General features: G+C 70.0%; 16 protein-coding genes. 13 read left to right on the top strand and 3 right to left on the bottom strand.

The window, feature by feature from the left end; all coding sequences use genetic code 11:
- Window positions 1–2 precede the first annotated feature (2 nt).
- Complete coding sequence (locus tag PM1_RS16175; RefSeq protein ID WP_009620176.1) at window positions 3–1,346, bottom strand: metal-dependent hydrolase family protein; 1,344 nt, start codon at window positions 1,344–1,346, stop codon at window positions 3–5.
- A gap of 260 nt (window positions 1,347–1,606) precedes the next feature.
- On the opposite strand from PM1_RS16175, the gene PM1_RS16170 reads away from it, so the two are divergent.
- Complete coding sequence (locus PM1_RS16170) at window positions 1,607–1,987, top strand: nuclear transport factor 2 family protein (RefSeq protein ID WP_009620177.1); 381 nt, start codon at window positions 1,607–1,609, stop codon at window positions 1,985–1,987.
- 586 nt (window positions 1,988–2,573) lie between these two features.
- Here PM1_RS16170 and PM1_RS16165 read toward each other — a convergent pair.
- Window positions 2,574–3,731, bottom strand: a complete 1,158-nt coding sequence (locus PM1_RS16165) for an alpha/beta hydrolase family protein (protein ID WP_009620178.1) — start codon at window positions 3,729–3,731, stop codon at window positions 2,574–2,576.
- Between the two features lie 182 nt (window positions 3,732–3,913).
- Complete coding sequence (locus PM1_RS16160) at window positions 3,914–4,852, bottom strand: LysR family transcriptional regulator (protein WP_009620179.1); 939 nt, start codon at window positions 4,850–4,852, stop codon at window positions 3,914–3,916.
- A gap of 282 nt (window positions 4,853–5,134) precedes the next feature.
- Here PM1_RS16160 and PM1_RS16155 point away from each other — a divergent pair, with 282 nt between their 5' ends.
- The 12 genes from PM1_RS16155 to PM1_RS16100 all read left to right on the top strand — a co-directional run bounded on the left by PM1_RS16155 (window position 5,135) and on the right by PM1_RS16100 (window position 19,235).
- A complete protein-coding gene (locus PM1_RS16155) occupies window positions 5,135–6,076 on the top strand; it encodes a VOC family protein (RefSeq protein WP_009620180.1) in 942 nt (313 codons plus the stop codon).
- A gap of 3 nt (window positions 6,077–6,079) precedes the next feature.
- Window positions 6,080–6,427 (top strand): Rieske (2Fe-2S) protein, encoded by a 348-nt coding sequence (locus PM1_RS16150; RefSeq protein WP_009620182.1) that lies wholly within the window; start codon window positions 6,080–6,082, stop codon window positions 6,425–6,427.
- Window positions 6,428–6,568: 141 nt separating this feature from the next.
- Window positions 6,569–7,693: an FAD-dependent oxidoreductase gene (locus tag PM1_RS16145; protein WP_009620185.1), complete on the top strand. Its 1,125-nt coding sequence runs from the start codon at window positions 6,569–6,571 to the stop codon at window positions 7,691–7,693.
- A gap of 86 nt (window positions 7,694–7,779) precedes the next feature.
- A complete protein-coding gene (locus PM1_RS16140; RefSeq protein ID WP_009620186.1) occupies window positions 7,780–9,450 on the top strand; it encodes a DUF1302 domain-containing protein in 1,671 nt (556 codons plus the stop codon).
- Window positions 9,451–9,464: 14 nt separating this feature from the next.
- Window positions 9,465–10,829 carry a DUF1329 domain-containing protein gene (locus PM1_RS16135; RefSeq protein WP_009620187.1) on the top strand — a complete coding sequence of 455 codons (1,365 nt, stop codon included), beginning with the start codon at window positions 9,465–9,467 and terminating at the stop codon, window positions 10,827–10,829.
- A 129-nt stretch (window positions 10,830–10,958) separates the two neighbouring features.
- Window positions 10,959–12,020: a WD40/YVTN/BNR-like repeat-containing protein gene (locus PM1_RS16130; RefSeq protein WP_009620188.1), complete on the top strand. Its 1,062-nt coding sequence runs from the start codon at window positions 10,959–10,961 to the stop codon at window positions 12,018–12,020.
- 3 nt (window positions 12,021–12,023) lie between these two features.
- Window positions 12,024–14,495 (top strand): efflux RND transporter permease subunit, encoded by a 2,472-nt coding sequence (locus PM1_RS16125; RefSeq protein WP_009620189.1) that lies wholly within the window; start codon window positions 12,024–12,026, stop codon window positions 14,493–14,495.
- A gap of 160 nt (window positions 14,496–14,655) precedes the next feature.
- The gene (locus PM1_RS16120; RefSeq protein WP_009620190.1) at window positions 14,656–15,846 is read left to right on the top strand and encodes an MFS transporter; all 1,191 of its coding nucleotides are present in this window, start codon (window positions 14,656–14,658) and stop codon (window positions 15,844–15,846) included.
- A 71-nt stretch (window positions 15,847–15,917) separates the two neighbouring features.
- The gene (locus PM1_RS16115) at window positions 15,918–16,490 is read left to right on the top strand and encodes a cupin domain-containing protein (RefSeq protein ID WP_009620192.1); all 573 of its coding nucleotides are present in this window, start codon (window positions 15,918–15,920) and stop codon (window positions 16,488–16,490) included.
- Window positions 16,487–17,479 carry a fumarylacetoacetate hydrolase family protein gene (locus tag PM1_RS16110; RefSeq protein WP_009620196.1) on the top strand — a complete coding sequence of 331 codons (993 nt, stop codon included), beginning with the start codon at window positions 16,487–16,489 and terminating at the stop codon, window positions 17,477–17,479. Before PM1_RS16115 ends, PM1_RS16110 begins: the two co-directional genes overlap by 4 nt.
- A complete protein-coding gene (locus tag PM1_RS16105) occupies window positions 17,470–18,453 on the top strand; it encodes an NAD-dependent epimerase/dehydratase family protein (RefSeq protein ID WP_009620198.1) in 984 nt (327 codons plus the stop codon). Before PM1_RS16110 ends, PM1_RS16105 begins: the two co-directional genes overlap by 10 nt.
- Window positions 18,450–19,235 (top strand): cyclase family protein, encoded by a 786-nt coding sequence (locus PM1_RS16100; protein ID WP_009620200.1) that lies wholly within the window; start codon window positions 18,450–18,452, stop codon window positions 19,233–19,235. The genes PM1_RS16105 and PM1_RS16100 overlap by 4 nt, the downstream gene beginning before the upstream one ends.
- The last annotated feature ends 22 nt before the right edge of the window (window positions 19,236–19,257 follow it).

The following is a 19,257-nucleotide window of genomic DNA, read 5'->3' as shown; positions in this document are numbered from 1 at the left end:
GCTCACAGGCTCCATTTGCCGAGTTGGGCGACGCGGTCGCGGGTGTAGAGGTCGGTCCATTTCAGCGAATTGAAGTCCGACACCTGCTTGGGGTTGTACGCCGTGCGCTGCAGGCGCACCGGTTCGCCGGCCTTGTACACGGCCTGCAGGCGCTGGCGGTCCTGGAGGATGCGGATGTCGTCCAGGGGCGAGCCGTCGAGCAGCAGCAGGTCGGCCTGCCTGCCCGCTTCCAGCGCGCCCAGCGTCTCGCCGCGCGGCATCAGCCGGGCGCCGACGTTGGTGGCGGCGTACAGCGCCTCGGCCGGGGTGAAGCCCAGGCGGGTGACCAGCAGCTCCAGCTCGCGGGCATGCCATTCGCCGTAGGGGGTGACGGCGAAGCCGCTGTCGCTGCCGCAGGCGAAGGGGATGCCGGCGGCCTTGGCGCGCTTGAGCACTGGGGTGCCCAGCTCCAGGGTGCGTGCGCAGTAGCCGGCGTAGCCGGTGGCGATGGCCGGGTCGTGGGGCTGGCAGAAGTCCACGGTGTTCTGCGGGAAGGTCATGGTCGGGGCCAGCACGCTGCCGGCCTCCAGCAGCGCCTCGATGCAGGCGTCGTCCATGTAGAAGGCATGGAACACCAGGTCCACCCCGGCCCTGGCCGCGTACATCACCGCCTCGCGGCCATAGGCGTGGGTGGCCACGCGGCAGCCCAGGCGGTGGGCTTCCTCGACCATCTCGCGGGTCTCGTCGGCGGTGAAGGCGGCGATGATCTCGCCGTTGGGCCGGCGGTGGGTGCCGTCCATGGCGATCTTGATCAGGTCGACGCCGTCCTTGGCCTGCTTGCGGATCTCGGCGATGGCCTCGGTGCGGCTGGTGACCAGGGCGGCGGTGAAGTATTCGGGCGCGCCGACGCGGCTGGGAAACCAGTCGTTGAGGCTCTGCCGGTTGGTGATCACGCGGCTGCTGGCGGCGATGCGCGGGCCTTCGAACAGCCCGGCGTTGACCGTGTTGCGCACGGCGATGCTGAGCTGGCCGCTGTCGCCGGGGCAGACCATGGAGGTGACGCCGGCGGCGAGCACGTGCTGGGCGAAGAACAGCCCGCGCAGGGCACGGAATTCGTCGCTGGTCCAGATATCGATGTCTTCCTCGCTCTGGGCGTTGCCGAAGGCCAGGTGGGTGTGCACGTCCACCAGCCCGGGCATGACGAAGGCGGCGCGTTCCTCGCGGTCGCCCGGTTGCGGCCGCGGGGCCTGGGCGGTCGGGCCGACATGGCGGATGAGGCCGTTGTCGATGATCAGCGTCTGGGCGTGGCGGGCCTCCAGGCCGGTGCCGTCGAACAGGGTGGAGCAGTGCAGGTGCAGGGCGCCCATGGGCGTTTCTCCTCGGCTTCTTGTTGTGCCGGCAGGCTAGGGCGGTGTCGGCCCGGCTGACCAACAGATGCTGTCGATGCGCGGCCATCGATGGTGTCGATACCTGGCCTAGGGCCCGTGGCGCCTGGGCTGGGGAAGGAGGGCAGGCGCCTGTCGGCAGGTATCGGCAGTGGCGATGCCTGGCATGGCCAATGGCGATTTTTCCCGCCGGGGCGGCCGGGGCGAGGATGCCGCCGCCATCAAACCCAGAGGGAAACCCGATGAACGATATCCGTAGCGAACTGCTGGCCCTGGAGCGGGAACGCCAGCGCGTGCTGGTGGAAGAGGACCACGCCGGCCTGGAGCGGTTGTTCGCCGACGACCTGCTGTACGTGCACACCACAGGCCTGGTGCAGGACAAGGCGCAGTACCTGGACTACGCCCGCCACGCCGTGCGCTACCTGGCGGTGGAGCGCGGTGAACTGCAGGTGCGCCTGTTCGGCGATGGCCTGGCGCTGATGAGCGGGCCGCAGTGCAACCTGCTGCAGAAGCGCGGCGGCGGCGAGCCGGTGCGCGCGGAAGGCTTCGCCACGCAGCTGTGGGTGAAGGAAGAGGCGGGCTGGCGGATCGCGTCGTTCCACGGGACGCGGGTGCTGGCGTAGGGCAGGGCTGTTGCTTTTCGTAGGAGCGAGCTTGCTCGCGAATCAGCCCAGCAGCGAGGCCTGTTCGCGAGCAAGCTCGCTCCTACGCCGCCCCGCCCACGCCATTTCCCTGTAGGAGCGCGCCCTGCGCGCGAAATCGCGGGCAGGGCCCGCTCCTACAGGTTGCCGGATGGCGGGATCGTAGGGCGGATAACGCCCAGGCGTTATCCGCCGATTCCGCGTCTGCTTCCAGAGCGAAGAGCCCCTCTCCCCAACCCTCTCCCGCAAGCGGGAGAGGGGGCTGCCCGTGCCGAGAGTACGTCTGGTTCCAGACGGCAATCTCTGTGCTGGCCGGCTAACTCCAGAACATCCGATCCTGCCCAACGGTCCCTCTCCCGCAAGCGGGAGAGGGGGCCGTCCGTGCCGAGAGGAGGTCTGGTTCCAGATGGCAATCTCCGTGCTAGCCGGCTAACTCCAGAACATCCGACCCTGCCCAACGGTCCCCTCTCCCTTCAGGGAGAGGGTTAGGGAGAGGGTGCTCTCAGGTCCGGCACCATCGCCTCCCATCCCACGAAAGCGCTTCGGTGAAGTCCGAGCCGACAAACCCTCAGGCCGTACGCCCACCCAGCATCTCCGCCACCCAGTCGGCTATGTAGTGTCCGGCATTGATGCTGTTGTCGAAGCTCGAATGCTGCACCCCGCCTTCGCGTTCGGTGAAGATCTTCAGCTCGCGCTTCGGGCTGTTCACCAGTTGCTCGTAGGTGCGGTGCGCCCATTTCAGCGGGATCTGCGAGTCCTTCTCGCCGTGGGTGACCAGGAAGGGCACGCGGATGCGCTCGAGCACGCCGTCGAGGTGGACGTTCTCGGCGATGCGCATGAACTCGTCCATATCCCTGGCGCCCCATACCCAGCGCACGTGGGCCCAGTAGTGCGGCACCGGGAAGTCGCCTTCCTTCTCCAGGCGGCGTTTCTGCACGTCGCGCCAGTCGTGGTTGGCGCCCCAGGCCACGCCGCAGGCGAAGCGCGGTTCGAAGGCCACCGCGCGCGGGCAGTAGTAGCCGCCCAGGGACACGCCTTCCAGGCCGATGCGCTTGGCGTCGACGTCCGCGCGGGTTTCCAGCCAGTCGAACACGCGGCTGGCCCAGTGCTCGCTGTCGTAGCGCGCGGTCAGGCCGTGCAGGCGCAGGGCCTCGCCGGTGCCGGGCTGGTCGATGATCAGCGAGGCCACGCCGCGTTTCGCCAGCCAGGCCGGCAGGCCGACGCGGTATTTCATTTCCTTGGTCGAATCCAGGCCGTTGACCTGCACCAGCAGCGGCGCCGGGCCTTCGACGCTTTCGGCGCGCACGTATAGGCCGGCGATGTGCTTGCCCTCGTAGGGGATCTCCACGCGCTCGCAGTTCTCCTTCGCCAGCGCGATGCCGCGGGCGAAGGTCTGCAGGAAGCGCTGGTACAGCGCCTCGCGGCCCGGCGCGCCATGGGCCTGCAGGCGTTCGCAGGTGAGCAGGTAGGTGGCGGCGCGGTTGTATTTCTCGCCGGCGGAGAGCAGGCGGCCGGCGGCTTCGTCTTCCTCGGCCAGGCCGCAGAGCTTGTCGGCCATTTTCGACCAGGTCTCGCGGAAGGCCTGGGTGCCGGCGGCGTCGGGCTGCTTCGCGGCCTCCTGCAGCGGGGCGCACATTTCCTCGATCTCGCCCAGGCGGGCGCCCATTTCGATGGCCAGGTCCACCGAGAGATTCCAGACGTAATTGGTGGGGAAGTAGCGGAACATTCTTGTTGTCCTTCTGCGGTCGATGTATCCGGCGCCCGGGAATGGCGGCAGGCACGCAGGGCGCGGTTCGACGGCAAGGTACGCAGGCGGGGCGGCTGCGCGCCAATCGCGAGTGGGGATGCGAGGTATCGCCAAACGCGATGCCCCGGCGCCATGCCGGCGGCCGGGGCGATGGGACGGGCTCAGCCGGTGTGGCGCAGGGCTTCGGGCTGCTGATCGAGGCTCTGGATGAAGTCGCGGATGCGCTCGCGCAGCCAGCGGTGCATGGGGTCGCCCTCCATGCTGCGGTGCCAGAGCATGTACTCGCGCATCACCGGGATCTTCACCGGCGGCGGCAGGATGCGCAGCGGCAGGTAGCGCGCGTACAGCTCGGCCAGGCGGCGGTGCATGGTGGCCACGCGCTGGGTGCCGACCAGCAGCTGCGGCAGGGTGTTGAAGTCGTTGGTGATCACTTCCAGGCGGCGGTTGAAGCCGTACTGGCTCATGAACCAGTCCTCGATGCTCAGGTGCCGGTTGCGCCCGAAGCCCACCGAGATGTGGCCCATCTGCATGTACTGCTCCAGGGTCAGGCTTTCGCCCACCACGGGGTTGTCGCGCCAGACCACGCAGACGTGGTCCTCCTCGAACAGCAGCTGCGCCGGGTGGCCGTCGATGATGTAGCGCTCGGGCACGATCATCATGTCCACCTCGCCGCGCATCAGCAGCTCGGCGCTGTTGTCGCCGGGGGTGAGGATCTCGAAGGTGATGTGCGGGGCCTGCTGGTGGATCTTCTGGATCACCTGGGCGAAGAGCACGCTGATCAGGTAGTCCGAGGTCACCAGGCGGAAGTGGCGCTTGCTGCTGGCCGGGTCGAACACCGGCTTGGCGGTGATCGAGGAGCGGATGGTCAGCAGCACCTCGCGCACAGGCACCGCCAGTTCCAGGGCATAGGGGGTGGGCTGCATCTTGCGGCCGACCTGCACCAGCAGCTCGTCCTCGAAGAAGGTGCGCAGGCGGCCGAGCACGCCGCTGGTGGCCGACTGCGTCATGTGCAGGCGTTCGGCGGCGCGGGTGATGTTCTGCTCTTCCAGCAGCACATCCAGCGCCACCAGGAGGTTCAGGTCCAAGTGGTGGAATCGCATGGCAGATGGCTCAGGCTTGTTGTAGTTATTTTCGCGATACCTTCCCGCCGCATTCCCGATACGTCAATAGCGCCCCGCCGGGAGTGGGCGGCAAACGCCCGCCGCCATGGGCCCGCGCCCAGGTATCGCGATCGGCGATGCCTCGCATCCCCACATGCGATTGGTCAGCCCGCCGCGCCACCCAGCAACCTGCGCTCCAGTCGAGCGGCCCCGAGCCGCGGCGACCCACCACCGGCGGCCCCCTGCCCGGCGCCGAATCATAATTTCAATGGAGTGGTAGCCATGAACATCCTTGGCCTCGACGCCCTGGTCTTCGGCGTCGACGATATCCAGGCCTGTGCCGATTGCCTGCGCGACTATGGCCTCACGGCCGTGCAACTCACCGCCGACAGCGGGCGCTTCGAAGCCCTCGACGGCACCGCCATCGTCATCCGCCGCGGCGACGACGCGAGCCTGCCGCCGGCCCTGGGCCCAGCGCCATCGCTGCGCGAGACCGTCTACGGCGTGGCCGGCGCCGCAGACCTGGACGCCATCGCCGACGAACTGGGGCGCGACCGCGAGGTGCGCCGCGATGCCGCCGGCATGCTGCACTGCGTCGACGACCTGGGCTTCGCCATTGCCTTCCAGGTCAGCTGCCGGCGCCCCTTCGAGGCCCCAGCCGACCTGACCAACGCCCCCGGCAGCGCGCCGCAGCGCCCGCTCAACCAGCTGGGCATCACCCCGGACATGCCGGCGCTGCCGCGCACCCTGTCCCACGTCGTGTACTTCGTGCCCGATGCCGCCAGGGGCGAGGCCTTCTACCGCGAGCGCCTGGGCTTCGTCACCACCGACAGCTTCGTCGGCGTCGGCCCCTTCATGCGTTCGGCGGGCATGGACGACCACCACTGCCTGTTCATGATCCAGACGCCGCCGCACATGCAGGGCTGCGAGCACTTCACCTTCCACCTGGGCAGCGGCACCGAGGTACTGCTGGCCGGCACGCGCTTGCAGAACAAGGGCTGGACCAGCTTCTGGGGCCCGGGCCGGCACCTGTTGGGCTCCAACTGGTTCTGGTACTTCAACAGCCCGCTGGGCTGCCACATCGAGTACGACGCCGACATGGACAAGCACGACGACGCCTGGGCCGCGCGCCAGGCGCCGATGTCGGCGGACAACTCGCAGCTGTTCCTCTTCACCGCGCGGGAGAAGTGGGCGCCGGGCGGCCCGCCGCCGAAGCAGGGCTGAGCCGTGGACTGCGTGGCGCTGTGCCGGCTCGACGAGCTGGGCGAGGGCCAGGCGCGCGGCTTCGACCCGCAGGGCGAGGGCGCGGATGCGCTGTTCGCCCTGCGCCACCGCGGCCAGGTGCGCCTGTACCGCAACCGCTGCCCGCACCTGCAGGTGCCGCTGGAGTACCGCAAGGACAGGTTCCTCAGCGCCGATGGCCAGTGGGTCGTCTGCTACGCCCACGGTGCGCGCTTCCGCCCGCACGACGGCGAATGCGTGTACGGCCCGTGCCTTGGGCAATCGCTGGCGGCGCTGGTGCATGAAGAGAAGGACGGCTGGCTGCTATTGCCGCTGGCGCAACTGCAGGGCTGAGGTATCGCGCCGCGCGATAGGTCGCATCCGCGGACTCGATTGGTCAAGGCCCGGCCCCGCCGGGAAGCTGTGCCCCAGGGCACCGAGAACGGCCGCACCGCCAGTCGGTGCGGACAACAAGAACAACACGTGAGAGACGCCATGAACACTGTGAGCAAGGTGCTGATCGTCGGTGGCGGCATCGGCGGGCTGTGCGCCGCCATCGCCCTGCGCCGCAAGGGCATCGCCGTCGACCTGGTCGAATTGAAGACCGAGTGGACCGTCTACGGCGTGGGCATCATCCAGCAGAGCAATGTGGTGCGCGAGATGCACCGCCTGGGCCTGCTCGATGCATACCTGGACGCCGCCTACGCCTTCGAGGACGTAGCCATCTACACCACCGCCGGCCAGCAACTGGTGCGCATCCCCGGCCAGCGCCTGGCGGAGCCGCAGTACCCGGCCAACGTCGGCATCTCCCGGCGCGCGCTGCACAAGGTGCTCAGCGAAACCGCCATCGATCTGGGCACCCGCGTGCGCCTGGGCACCTCGGTGGAGAGCTTCGAGCAGGACGCCAGCGGCGTCGACGTGCTGTTCAGCGACGGCAGCCAGGGCCGCTACCAGCTGCTGGTGGGCGCCGACGGGCTGTACTCGCGGGTCCGCGGCCTGCTGTTCGGCGACAAGTACCAGCCGCGCTTCACCGGCCAGTCGGTGTGGCGCCACAACTTCCGCCGCGCCGCGCAGATCGACCACCTGGCCAACTACCAGGGCCCCTCGGGCAACGCCGGCCTGGTGCCGCTGGCCGACGACCTGATGTACCTGTTCACCACCTCCCACGAGCCGGGCAACCCCTGGATGGACCCGGCCGGCCTGGCCGAGGGCCTGCGCCAGCGCCTGGCCGGTTTCGGCGGGCTGATCGGCGAGCTGCGCGAGCAGATCACCGACAGCGCCGAGGTCGTCTACAAGCCGCTGGAAGCGGTATTCGTCGACGAGCCCTGGCACCGCGGCCGGGTGCTGCTGATCGGCGACGCCGCCCACGCCACCACGCCGCACCTGGGGCAGGGCGCCGGCATGGCCATCGAGGACGCGGTGGTGCTGGCCGAGGAACTCACCACCGGCGGCAGCCTGGCCGAGCAACTGCAGCGCTTCATGGGCCGGCGCTTCGAGCGCTGCAAATTCATCGCCGAGAAGTCCCTGCTGGCCGGCGAGAAGGAGATCGCCCAGGACCCGTCCTTCGACCGCATCGGCCTGGTGAAGCAGATGCTGGAGGTCACCGCGCGCCCCATCTGACCCCACGGCCCGGCGCGCCCCGCCTTGCCGGCGCGCCGCGGCCCACGCCAACACCAACGCACAAGAACAAGAAAGAGGTGACCTCGATGTCCGCTGACAAGCGTGCAACCGCGCGGCCGCTGCCGCCGCTCAAGCCCCTCACCCTGGCGCTGCTGGCCCTGGCCGCCGGCCACGCCCAGGCTTTCGAATTCGACACCGGCAACCCCGACCTGCGGGCGCGCTGGGACAACACCCTGAAGTACAGCGCCGCCTGGCGCACCCAGGACGCCAGCAGCAAGCTGAGCGAGGGCCAGACCGCGCTGAACCTCGACGACGGCGACCGCAACTTCGACAAGGGCCTGATCTCCAACCGCCTGGACCTGCTCTCCGAGCTGGACGTCACCTACGGCGACGTCGGCGCGCGGGTCAGCGGCGCGGCCTGGTACGACGACGTCTACAACCGCGGCAGCGACGCCAACGACCCCAGCCGCGCCAACAGCTACTCGGTGGACTACGACGAATTCACCGACGACACCCGCACCCTGCACGGGCGCAAGGGCGAGCTGCTCGACGCCTTCGTCTTCGGCAAGACCGAGCTGGCCGGCATGCCGCTGTCCGGGCGCCTGGGCCGGTACGCCATGCAGTGGGGCGAGAGCCTGTTCTACGGCATGAACGGCATCGCCGGCGGCATGGCGCCCATCGACGTGGTCAAGGGCCTGTCGGTGCCCAACACCCAGTTCAAGGAACTGATCCGCCCGGTGCAGCAGGTTTCCGGCCAGTTGCAGCTGACCCCGGACGTGTCCATCGGCGCCTACTACCAGTTCGAGTGGGAGGCCAACCGCCTGCCGGCCGCCGGCAGCTACTTCTCCACCGACGACTTCTTCGGCGACGGCGCCGAGCGCATGTACATCGGCTCGCCGGTGATGCCCGGCGGCCAGCCGCTGGCCTTCTACCACGGCAACGACAAGGAGGCGAAGGACTCGGGGCAGGGCGGCGTGCAGCTGCGCTGGCGCACCGAGACGGTGGACTGGGGCCTGTACGCCATCCGCTTCCACGACAAGTCGCCGCAGCTGAACGTGCGTAGCGACTTCGCCAACCTCAACCCGCTCACCGGCAAGGCCGGCGAGTTCTACTGGGTGTACCCGGAGGGCATCAGCGCCCTGGGCGGCAGCTTCTCCACCACCCTGGGCAACTTCAACGTCGCTGGGGAAGTCTCCACCCGCTGGAACCAGCCGCTGGCCTCCACCAACCAGCACGCCCTGGCCGTGGGCGAGGCGATCAACAACAGCGACGACCCGCTCTACGCCACCGGCCGCACCCTGCACGCCAACTTCTCCTGGCTGGCCAGCCTTGAGCCGAACTTCATCGCCGGCGAGTCGAGCTTCCTCGGCGAGATCGCCTGGAACCGGGTGCTGAGCGTGAGCAAGAACCGCGACGCCATCGACCCCAACGCCGACCGCGACGCCACCAGCCTGCGCCTGGTCTACGAGCCGATGTACCGGCAGATCTACCCGGGCCTGGACCTCTCGGTGCCGCTCGGCGCCAGCTACACCAACGGCGCCTCCGAGGCCCTGGGCACTGGCTTTGGCAGCGACCACGGCGGCGACATCAACATCGGCCTGAAGGGCAACTACCTCAACACCTGGAGCCTGGGCCTGACCTACACGCACTACTACGGCCCGGAAAACACCTTCCTCGACGCCGACAACCACTACACCTTCGAACAGTCGCTGAAAGACCGCGACTTCATCGCCTTCACCGTCAGCCGCACCTTCTGACCGAGGACTGCCCGATGAAACACAAGAAAGTCGTTTCCCTGCTCACCGCCCTGAGTGCCTCCCTGCTGTTCGCCCACGGCGCCCTGGCCGCCGTCTCCGCCGAGGAGGCGGGCAAGCTCAGGACCACGCTCACCCCGCTGGGCGGCGAGCGCGCCGGCAACGCCGACGGCAGCATCCCGGCCTGGACCGGCGGCTACACCCAGGCCGACCCGGCCTACAAGGACGGCGGCAAGCGCGGCGACCCCTTCGCCAACGAGAAGCCGCTGTTCACCATCACCGCGCAGAACATGGCGCAGTACGCCGACAACCTGTCCGCCGGGACCCAGGCGATGCTCCGCAAGTACCCGGACAGCTACCGCCTGGAGGTCTACCCGAGCCACCGCAGCGCCGCCGCGCCGCAGTCGGTGTACGACGCCACCTTCGCCAACGCCACCAGCGGCAAGCTGGTGGACGGCCCCGCCGGGCTGATGCCCGAGGGCGCCGCCGGCGGCATCCCGTTCCCGATCCCGGGCAGCGGTGCCGAGGCCATCTGGAACCACCTGCTGCGCTGGCGCGGCGCCTCCTGGCACGCCAGCTTCACCCAGTACCTGACCACCGCCGACGGCAAGCACGTGCTGACCAACGACTCGCGCGCCGACCTGCAGATGCCCTGGTACCTGCCCGGCGGCGCCGGCGAGCGGGGCGTGTTCTGGTCCATCCGGATGATCAACGACGGCCCGCCGCTGCGTGCTGGCGAGGCCATCACCGGGCTGGAGAACCTCAATGCCGACAAGACCACGGTGTGGACCTATCTGCCCGGCCAGCGCCGCGTGCGCCGCCTGCCCAACGCCTGCTGCGACACCCCGACGCCGGCCACCGCCGGGGTCCTGAGCTTCGACGAGCTGTACGTGTTCGACGGCCGCGTCGACCGCTTCGACTGGAAGCTGGTGGGCAAGAAGGAGCTGTACATCCCGTACAACGCCAACAAGGTGTTCACCGCCGCAGGCCCCGAGGCGCTGCTGGATGCGCACCACCTGAAGTCCGACGCCATCCGCTGGGAGAAGCACCGCGTCTGGGTGGTGGAGGCGACCCTGAAGAACGGCCAGCGCCACGTGATGCCCAGGAGCACCTACTACCTCGACGAAGACACCTGGACTGCCGTGCTCGGCGAGCGCTACGACGCCCGCGGCCAACTGGCCAAGGCGCTGTGGACCTCGCCGGTGGTGCTGCCCGACCTGCCCGGGGTGGTGACCCTCACCAACGGCTTCTACGACCTGCTCTCCGGGGCCTGGTTCGCCGGCGACCTGTTCGCCGGCAAGAACGAGCAGTACCGCATCGTGCCGCCGTACAAGGACGCGGTGTTCACCGCCGATGCCATGGCGGGCGAGGGCGTGCGCTGAGCGTTAGCACCCTGCTCCTGTAGGAGCGCGCCCTGCGCGCGAATCGCGGGCAGGGCCCGCTCCTACGGGAGACCTCGCGGTACCCGGCCTCGACAGGCCCGACTACAAGAAAAACCAAGGTTGCGTGCGATGAACAAAATGCTTTCCGGCCTGCTCCTGGCGGCCTGTTGCGCCCTGCCGCCGGCTTTCGCGGCAAGTCCCCCGGACGTGCTGGCGCAGCCCGCCGTGCAAGGCCCCCAGGCCCAGCACTCGGTGCTGCAGGACGTCACCCGCGCCGGCCAGCGCCTGGTGGCGGTGGGCGAGCGCGGCGTGGTGCTGCTCTCCGACGACAACGGCGCCAACTGGCGCCAGGCGAACTCGGTGCCGGTCAGCGCCAGCCTGGTCGCCGTGCAATTCGTCGATGCGCGCAATGGCTGGGCCGTAGGCCATGCCGGCGTGGTGCTGCACAGCGACGACGGCGGCGAGCACTGGAGCCTGCAACTGGACGGCAGGCGCGCCGCCGCCCTGGAACTGCTGGCCGCCGAGGCCTCGGCCGATGCCGGCCGCGTCGCCGCTGCCCAGCGTCTGGTAGCCGACGGCGCCGACAAGCCCCTGCTGGCCGTGCATTTCAGCGACGCCCGCCATGGCCTGGTGCTCGGCGCCTACGGCCTGGCCCTGGCCACCGCCGACGGCGGCCGCAGCTGGCAGTCGTGGATGGGCCACCTGCCCAATCCCCAAGGCCTGCACCTTTATGCCGTGGCGGGGCAGGGCAGCGACCTCTACATCGCCGGCGAACAGGGCCTGCTGCTGCGCTCGCGCGACGCGGGCGAACACTTCCAGGCGCTGCAGGGCCCCTACGAGGGCAGCTACTTCGCCGCCGCCGTGCTGCCCAGCGGCCGCCTGCTGGTGGGCGGCCTGCGCGGCAAGCTGTTCGCCTCCGACGACGGCGGCGCCAGCTTCCAGGCCCTGGCCAATCCCATCCCGGCCTCGCTCAACGGCATCCGCGTGGCCGGCGGCCAGCTGCTGCTCGCCAACCAGGCCGGCATGCTCCTGCGCAGCGGCCTGGGCGAGTTCGCCGCAAGGCCGCTGCCGGTCTCCGACGGCCTGCCGCTGAGCGCCGCCACCATCGCCGCCGACGGCGCCCTGGTGGCCGTCGGCATGGCCGGCGCGCGCCGCCTGGCGCCTTCTTCCTCCTCCAGCACAGCGGACTGAGCCATGCACGCCCCGACTTCCCCCGCGCCGTCCAGCGGCCGCCTCGACGACTTCGACAGCGCTTCCGGCTCGCTGCTGGAACGCGCCCTGTTCAACCACCGCGGCCTGGTCCTGCTGCTGTGCCTGGCGGCGACCCTGCTGCTGGGCTGGCAGGCCACGCGGCTGACGCTCAACGCCAGCTTCGAGAAGATGATCCCGCGCGAGCACCCGTTCATCCTCAACTACCTGGACCACCGCCAGGAACTGGCCGGGCTGGGCAATGCCGTGCGCATCGCCGTGGCCAACCCCGCGGGCAGCATCTACGACAAGCACTACCTGCAGGTCCTGCAGCAGCTCAACGACGAGGTGTACCTGCTGCCCGGCGTGGACCGCGCGGCGATGAAATCGCTGTGGACGCCGTCCACCCGCTGGACCGGCGTGACCGAGGACGGCCTGGAAGGCGGCCCGGTGATCCCCGACGGCTACGACGGCGGCGCCGCCAGCCTGGAGGCGCTCAAGCGCAACGTCGAACGCTCCAACGAGATCGGCCAGCTGGTGGCCTTCGACCAGCGCTCCAGCATCCTCTACGTGCCGCTGCTGGAGAAGACCCCCGACGGCCAGGCGCTGGACTACACCACTTTCGCCCATGAGCTGGAGGCCCTGCGCGGCAAGTACCAGGCCCAGGGCGTGGACATCCACATCACCGGTTTCGCCAAGGTGGTCGGCGACCTGATCGACGGCCTGAAGCAGATCCTGCTGTTCTTCGCCGCGGCCATCGCCATCACCGCCGTGGTGCTCTACTGGTACACCCGCTGCGTGCGCAGCACGGCGCTGGTTGTGCTTTGCTCGCTGGTGGCGGTGGTCTGGCAGCTCGGCCTGCTGCCCTTGCTGGGCTACGAGCTGGACCCGTACTCGGTGCTGGTGCCCTTCCTGGTGTTCGCCATCGGCATGAGCCACGGCGCGCAGAAGATGAACGGCATCATGCAGGACATCGGCCGCGGCATGCACCGCCTGGTCGCCGCGCGCTTCACCTTCCGCCGGCTGTTCCTCGCCGGGCTCACCGCGCTGCTGTGCGACGCGGTGGGCTTCGCCGTGCTGATGATCATCCGCATCCAGGTCATTCAGGACCTCGCGGTGATCGCCAGCCTGGGCGTGGCGGTGCTGATCTTCACCAACCTGATCCTGCTGCCGGTGCTGCTGTCCTACGTCGGCGTCAGCCCGAAAGCCGCGCGGCGCAGCCTGCGCGCGGAGGAGGCCGAAGCAAGCGGGGCGGACAAGCACGCCGTGTGGCGCTTCCTCGACCTGTTCACCCGGCGCCGCTGGGCGGCCGCGTGCATCGCCGTGGCCGCGCTGCTGGCCGCCGGCGGCTACGCGGTGAGCCTCAATCTGAAGATCGGCGATCTCGACGCCGGCGCCCCGGAACTGCGCCCGGACTCGCGCTACAACCGCGACAACGCCTTCGTCACCGCGCACTACGGCGCCAGCAGCGACGTGTTCGCGGTGATGGTGCAGACCCCGGCCGGCGCCTGTTCGGCCTACGATACCCTCAAGCGCGTCGACGACCTGGACTGGCAACTGCGCGGCCTGGCCGGCGTGGATTCGACCAACTCCCTGGCGCTGCTCAACCGCCGGGTGCTGGTGGGCCTCTCCGAGGGCAGCCCGAAGTGGTACGAACTGGTGAATAACCAGGCCACCCTGAACATGGTCACCGCCAACGCCCCGCGCGGCCTGTACAACGACGACTGCAGCCTGCTGACGCTGTACGCCTACCTCACCGACCACAAGGCCGACACCCTGGCGCGGGTGGTCGACAGCGTGCAGGCCTTCGCCCGCGACAACGACAGCGAGCAGGCGAAGTTCCTGCTGGCCGCCGGCAGCGCCGGCATCGAGGCGGCCACCAACATCGTGGTCAGGCAGGCCAACCACGACATGCTCTGGTGGGTCTATGGCGCGGTCATCCTGCTCTGCCTGGTGACCTTCCGTTCCTGGCGCGCGGTGCTCTGCGCGGTGCTGCCGCTGGTGCTCACCTCGATCCTCTGCGAGGCGCTGATGGTGGCCCTGGGCATCGGCGTGAAGGTCGCCACCCTGCCGGTGATCGCCCTGGGCGTGGGCATCGGCGTGGACTACGCGCTGTACGTCATGAGCATCGTGCTGGCCCAGCTGCGCCAGGGCGCCAGCCTGTCCAGCGCCTATTACCGGGCACTGCTGTTCACCGGCAAGGTGGTGATGCTCACCGGCGTGACCCTGGCCATCGGCGTGGGCACCTGGATCTTCTCGCCCATCAAGTTCCAGGCCGACATGGGCGTGCTGCTGGCCTTCATGTTCGTCTGGAACATGGTCGGCGCCCTGGTCCTGCTGCCGGCGCTGGCCTACTTCCTGCTGCCCCGGCGCCAGGCGCAACCCGCCGTGCCGGCGCACCAGCTGGAGGAAGTCCACCACGACCGCGACTGCTGCGAGCCGAATACCAGCCAGAGGACCGCCCGATGCCATGCCTGAATCCATCGAATGCCGGCTTCACATGTAGGAGTGCCCCCTGGGCGCGAATCGCGGGCAGGGCCCGCTCCTACAGGTGCGACAGGAACACCTGCGTAGGATGGGTTGAGCGGAACGATACCCATCGCCACGGTCCCATGGGTTTCCGGCGCGGAGGTGCGCAATGACCGCCCAACGCCCCGCCGGAACCGCGCAAGCTCTGCTCCTGTTGTTCGGCAGCTGCCTGCCGGTGCTCGGCGCGGTGCTCATTGCCCCGGTGCTGCCGCGCATGCAGGCGCATTTCGCCGAAACCCCCGGCGCCGCCGTGCTGGTGCCGGTCGCCCTGACCCTGCCGGCGCTGGTGATCGCCTTCCTGGCGCCGCTGGCCGGGCTGCTCGCCGACCGCATCGGCCGCCGTCCGCTGCTGCTGGCCAGCATGCTGCTGTATAGCCTGTGCGGGGTGCTGCCGCTGTGGCTCGACTCGCTGGGGCTGATCGTCGCCAGCCGCGCCGGCATCGGCCTGGCCGAGGCGGGCATCATGACCTGCTGCACCACCCTGATGGGCGACTACTTCGACGGCCAGCGCCGCGAGCGCCTGTTCGCCCTGCAGATGGTCGCCACCTCGCTGTCCGCCGCGTTGTTCATGGGCCTGGGCGGGGCGCTGGGGGAGAGCGGCTGGCGCACGCCCTTCGCGCTCTACGCGGTGGGCCTGCTGTGCCTGCCGCTGATGGCGGCATTGCTGTGGGAGCCGCAGGTACGCCATGCCGGACCGCTGCGCGCGGACGTCGAAGGCTTCCCCTGGGCCGCGCTGGCGCCGCTGTACCTGCTGACCCTGCTGGCCGGCGTCAGCCTGTTCATCGTCCCGGTGCAGGCCGGCTACCTGCTGCAGCTGCTGCACGTGGACGCCCCGCAGCAGGTGGGCATGACCATGGGCGCCAACCAGCTCGGCGTGCTCGCCGGGGCCCTGGCCTTCCGCCTGCTCGCCACGCTGCCGGCGCGGCGCCTGCTGGCCCTGGGCTTCGCCACCGCCGGCCTGGGCGGCGCGCTCATGGCCCTGGCCGACAGCCACGCGCTTGTGGTGCTGGCGGTGCTGGTCAACGGTCTGGGCGTGGGCCTGCTGCTGCCGACGCTGATCACCCAGGTGATGCTACAGGTCGGCTTCGAGCAGCGCGGCCGCGCCACCGGCGGCTTCACCGCGTCCATCTTCGCCGGCGAATTCCTCAGCCCGCTGCTGGTGCTGGCGATCACCGGCGGCGCCAACCCGCACTTGCCCCAGGCCTTGCTGGCGGTCGCCATCGGCCAACTGATCCTGGCGCCGCTGTGCCTGGTGCTGCTGCGCCATGGCCGGCCGGCGCCGATGGCGCAGGCGCTATGAACGAACGTTTCTCCCAGGCCGCCCAGGCCGCGTCCGGCCCGTGGGCGGAACCCCATCGCAAAGGAGTCAGCATGCAACAGCTTCCCGAATTCAAGCGCGTAGTCACCGGGCACGACGCCCAGGGCCAGGCAGTGGTCGCCAGCAGCGGCCCGACGCCCAACGTCTTCCCGCTCAAGGCGGTGCCCGGCACCGTGTTCTACGAGGTGTGGAACAGCGCAGCCAGCCCGGCGCCGCTGGACAATGGCGACGACCCGACCGAGCAGCCGCTGCAACTGAGCCCCGGCCCGCTGGGCAGCGTGATCCGCGTGGTGGACATCCCGCCGGACAGCCTGCAGAACCAGGTCAGCGCGGAGGACGCCGCGGCTGCCTTCGCCGAGATCGGCCAGGCCCATGCCGGCACCGGCAAGGCCGATTCGAAGCACAAGCTGATGCACCGCACCGAAACCCTGGACTACGGCATCGTCACCGAAGGCGAGCTGTGGTTGGTGCTCGATGAGGGCGAGGTGCACCTCAAGCGCGGCGACATCGTGGTCCAGCGCGGCACCAATCACGCCTGGAGCAACCGCACCGAGCAGATGGCGCGGATGGTCTTCATCCTCCTCGACGGGCGCTACACCGAGGCGCTGAAGGAGTTGCTGCCATGAAGCTCGCCAGCCTCGACGACGGCAGCCGCGACGGCCGCCTGCTGGTGGTCTCCCGCGACCTGCAGCGGGCGGTGTCGGCCGGCGCCATCGCCGCCACGCTGCAGGCGGCGCTGGACGATTGGCCCGCCGTCGAACCCGCCCTGCAACGCCTTTACCAGCGCCTGAACGCCGACGAGGCGGATGGCGCCTTCGCCCTCGACCCGGCGCAGCTGGCCGCGCCGCTGCCGCGCGCCTGGCAGTGGCTGGACGGCTCCTGCTTCCTCAGCCATGGCGAACTGATGCAGAAGGCCTTCGACCTGGAGCCCATCGACGGCATCGACAGCATCCCGCTGATCTACCAGGGCGCCGGCGACGACTTCCTCGGCCCGCGGGCGGACATTCCGCTGCCCAGCGAGGCCCACGGCATCGACTTCGAAGGCGAGTTCGCCGTGCTGGTGGACGAAGTGCCCATGGGCTGCCCGGCCGAGCACGCCCTGGCCCACGTGCGCCTGGTGCTGCAGCTCAACGACGTCAGCCTGCGCGCCCTGGCTCCGCGGGAAATGAAGACCGGCTTCGGCTTTCTCCAGGCCAAGCCCGCCAGCAGCTTCGCCCCGGTGGCGGTGACCCCGGACGAGCTCGGCGAGGCCTGGCGCGACGGCCGCGTGCACCTGCCGCTCAAGGTCGAGTGGAACGGCGAATGGTTCGGCCACCCCCACGGCGGCGCCATGCACTTCGGCTTCCATCAGCTGATCGCCCATGCGGCCCTGACGCGCAGGTTGAGCGCCGGCACCCTGATCGGCTCGGGCACCGTGTCCAACGCCGACCGCACGGTGGGCTCGGCCTGCATCGCCGAGCGCCGCGCCATCGAGACCCTCGCCCAGGGCGCGCCGCGCACCGGCTTCATGCGCTTCGGCGACCGCGTGCGCATGGAAGCCCGCGGCGCGGACGGCGAAGCGCTGTTCGGCGCCATCGACCAGCGCGTGGTGCAGGGGGGCTGGCCATGCGCGTGATGGTCAGCGGGGCCAACGGCTTCGTCGGCCGCGAGCTGGCCCGTCGCCTGCTGGAGCGCGGCGAGCTGCGCGGGCGGCGGATAGACGCGTTGCTGCTGCTCGACCAGCAACTGGACGGCCTGCCGGACGACCGCCGCCTGCGCCGCCACTACGGCAGCGTCACCGACCCGGCGCTGCTGCGCCGGGTGCTGGCCGACGGCATCGACGTGGTGTTCCACCTGGTCAGCGTGCCCGGCGGCGCTGCCGAGGCGCAGTACGAACTGGGCTACCAGGTCAACCTGCAGGCCAGCCTGGAACTGCTGCAGCAACTGCGCCACCGCGAGCACCCGCCGGTGCTGGTGTACGCCAGCAGCGTGGCGGTGTACGGCGGCGAGCTGCCGGCGCGCATGGACGAGGCGCAGCCGGCGCACCCGCAGCTGTCCTACGCCGCGCACAAGCTGATGGTGGAAACCGCCCTGGAGGACCTGGCCCGCCGCGGCGAGGTGGACGGCCGCGCCCTGCGCCTGCCCGGCATCATCGCCCGGCCGCGGCAGCCCAACGGCCTGCGCTCGGCCTTCATGAGCGACCTGCTGCACGCCTACGCCGCCGGCGAGCCCTACACCTGCCCGGTGTCGCCCCAGGCCAGTGCCTGGTGGATGTCGGCGCGCTGCTGCGTGGACAACCTGCTGCACGCCGCCGAGCTGCAGAACCCCGGCGCGCGGCGCGTGTGGCAACTGCCGGTGCTGCAACTGTCCATCGCCCAGGTGCTCGACGCCCTGGCCGCCGGCTTCGGCGAGGCCAACCGCGCGCGCATCGCCTTCGAACCCGACGCGCAGCTGGAAGCGCTGTTCGGCCGCTTCCCGCCGCTGCGCACGCCGCAGGCCCGCGCCCTGGGCTTCCGCCACGACGGATCGGCCGCCGCGCTGCTGCGCAACGCCCTCGACCTTGCGCCGCGCCGCAGCCGCGCGGCGGCCCGCAAAGGAGTTTCCGCATGAACCTGAGCAAACGCCGCCTGCTCGACCTCTCGGTGAGCCTGGACAACAACCCCTATACCGACCCGCCGCCGTTGCTGCCGAAGATCGACTACATGGACCACCAGCAGGGCTGGCCGGAAATGGCCGCGATGTTCCCCGGCCTGCGCAAGGAAGACTTGCCGGGCAACGAGGCCTGGGCCGCCGAGCGCCTGCAGATCACCACCCACAGCGGCACCCACATGGATGCGCCCTGGCACTATGCCTCGACCACCGACGGCGGCAAGCCGGCCTTCGGCATCGACGAGCTGCCGCTGGAGTGGTGCCTGCAACCGGGGGTGAAGCTGGACTTCCGCCACCTGCCCGACGGCCACGTGGTGACGGCGGCCGAAGTGGAGATGGAACTGGCGCGCATCGGCCACGAATTGCAACCGCTGGACATCGTGCTGGTGAACACCCGCGCCGGCAGCCTGTTCGGCCAGCCGGGCTACCTCGAAGCCGGCGTCGGCATGGGCCGCGAGGCCACGCTCTACCTACTGCAGCGCGGCGTGCGGGTGGTGGGCACCGACGCCTGGAGCTGGGACGCGCCCTTCAAGTACACCCGCGAGCGCTTTGCCGAAAGCGGTGACGCCGCGCTCATCTGGGAAGGCCACAAGGCCGGCCGCGACATCGGCTACGGGCAGATGGAGAAACTGGCCAACCTCGACCAGCTGCCGGCCGACGGCTTCCTGGTCAGCTGCTTCCCCTACAAGATCCGCCACGCCTCGGCGGGGTTCGTCCGCGCCGTGGCGATCTTCGAGGGCTGAGGCGGCGCCACCGCCACTCTGG

The sequence above is a fragment of the Pseudomonas sp. M1 genome, assembly GCF_022760135.1.
Lineage (GTDB): Bacteria > Pseudomonadota > Gammaproteobacteria > Pseudomonadales > Pseudomonadaceae > Pseudomonas > Pseudomonas citronellolis.
The sequence above is the reverse complement of the archived record's forward strand: the minus strand, read 5'-3'. Positions and strand labels throughout refer to the sequence as shown.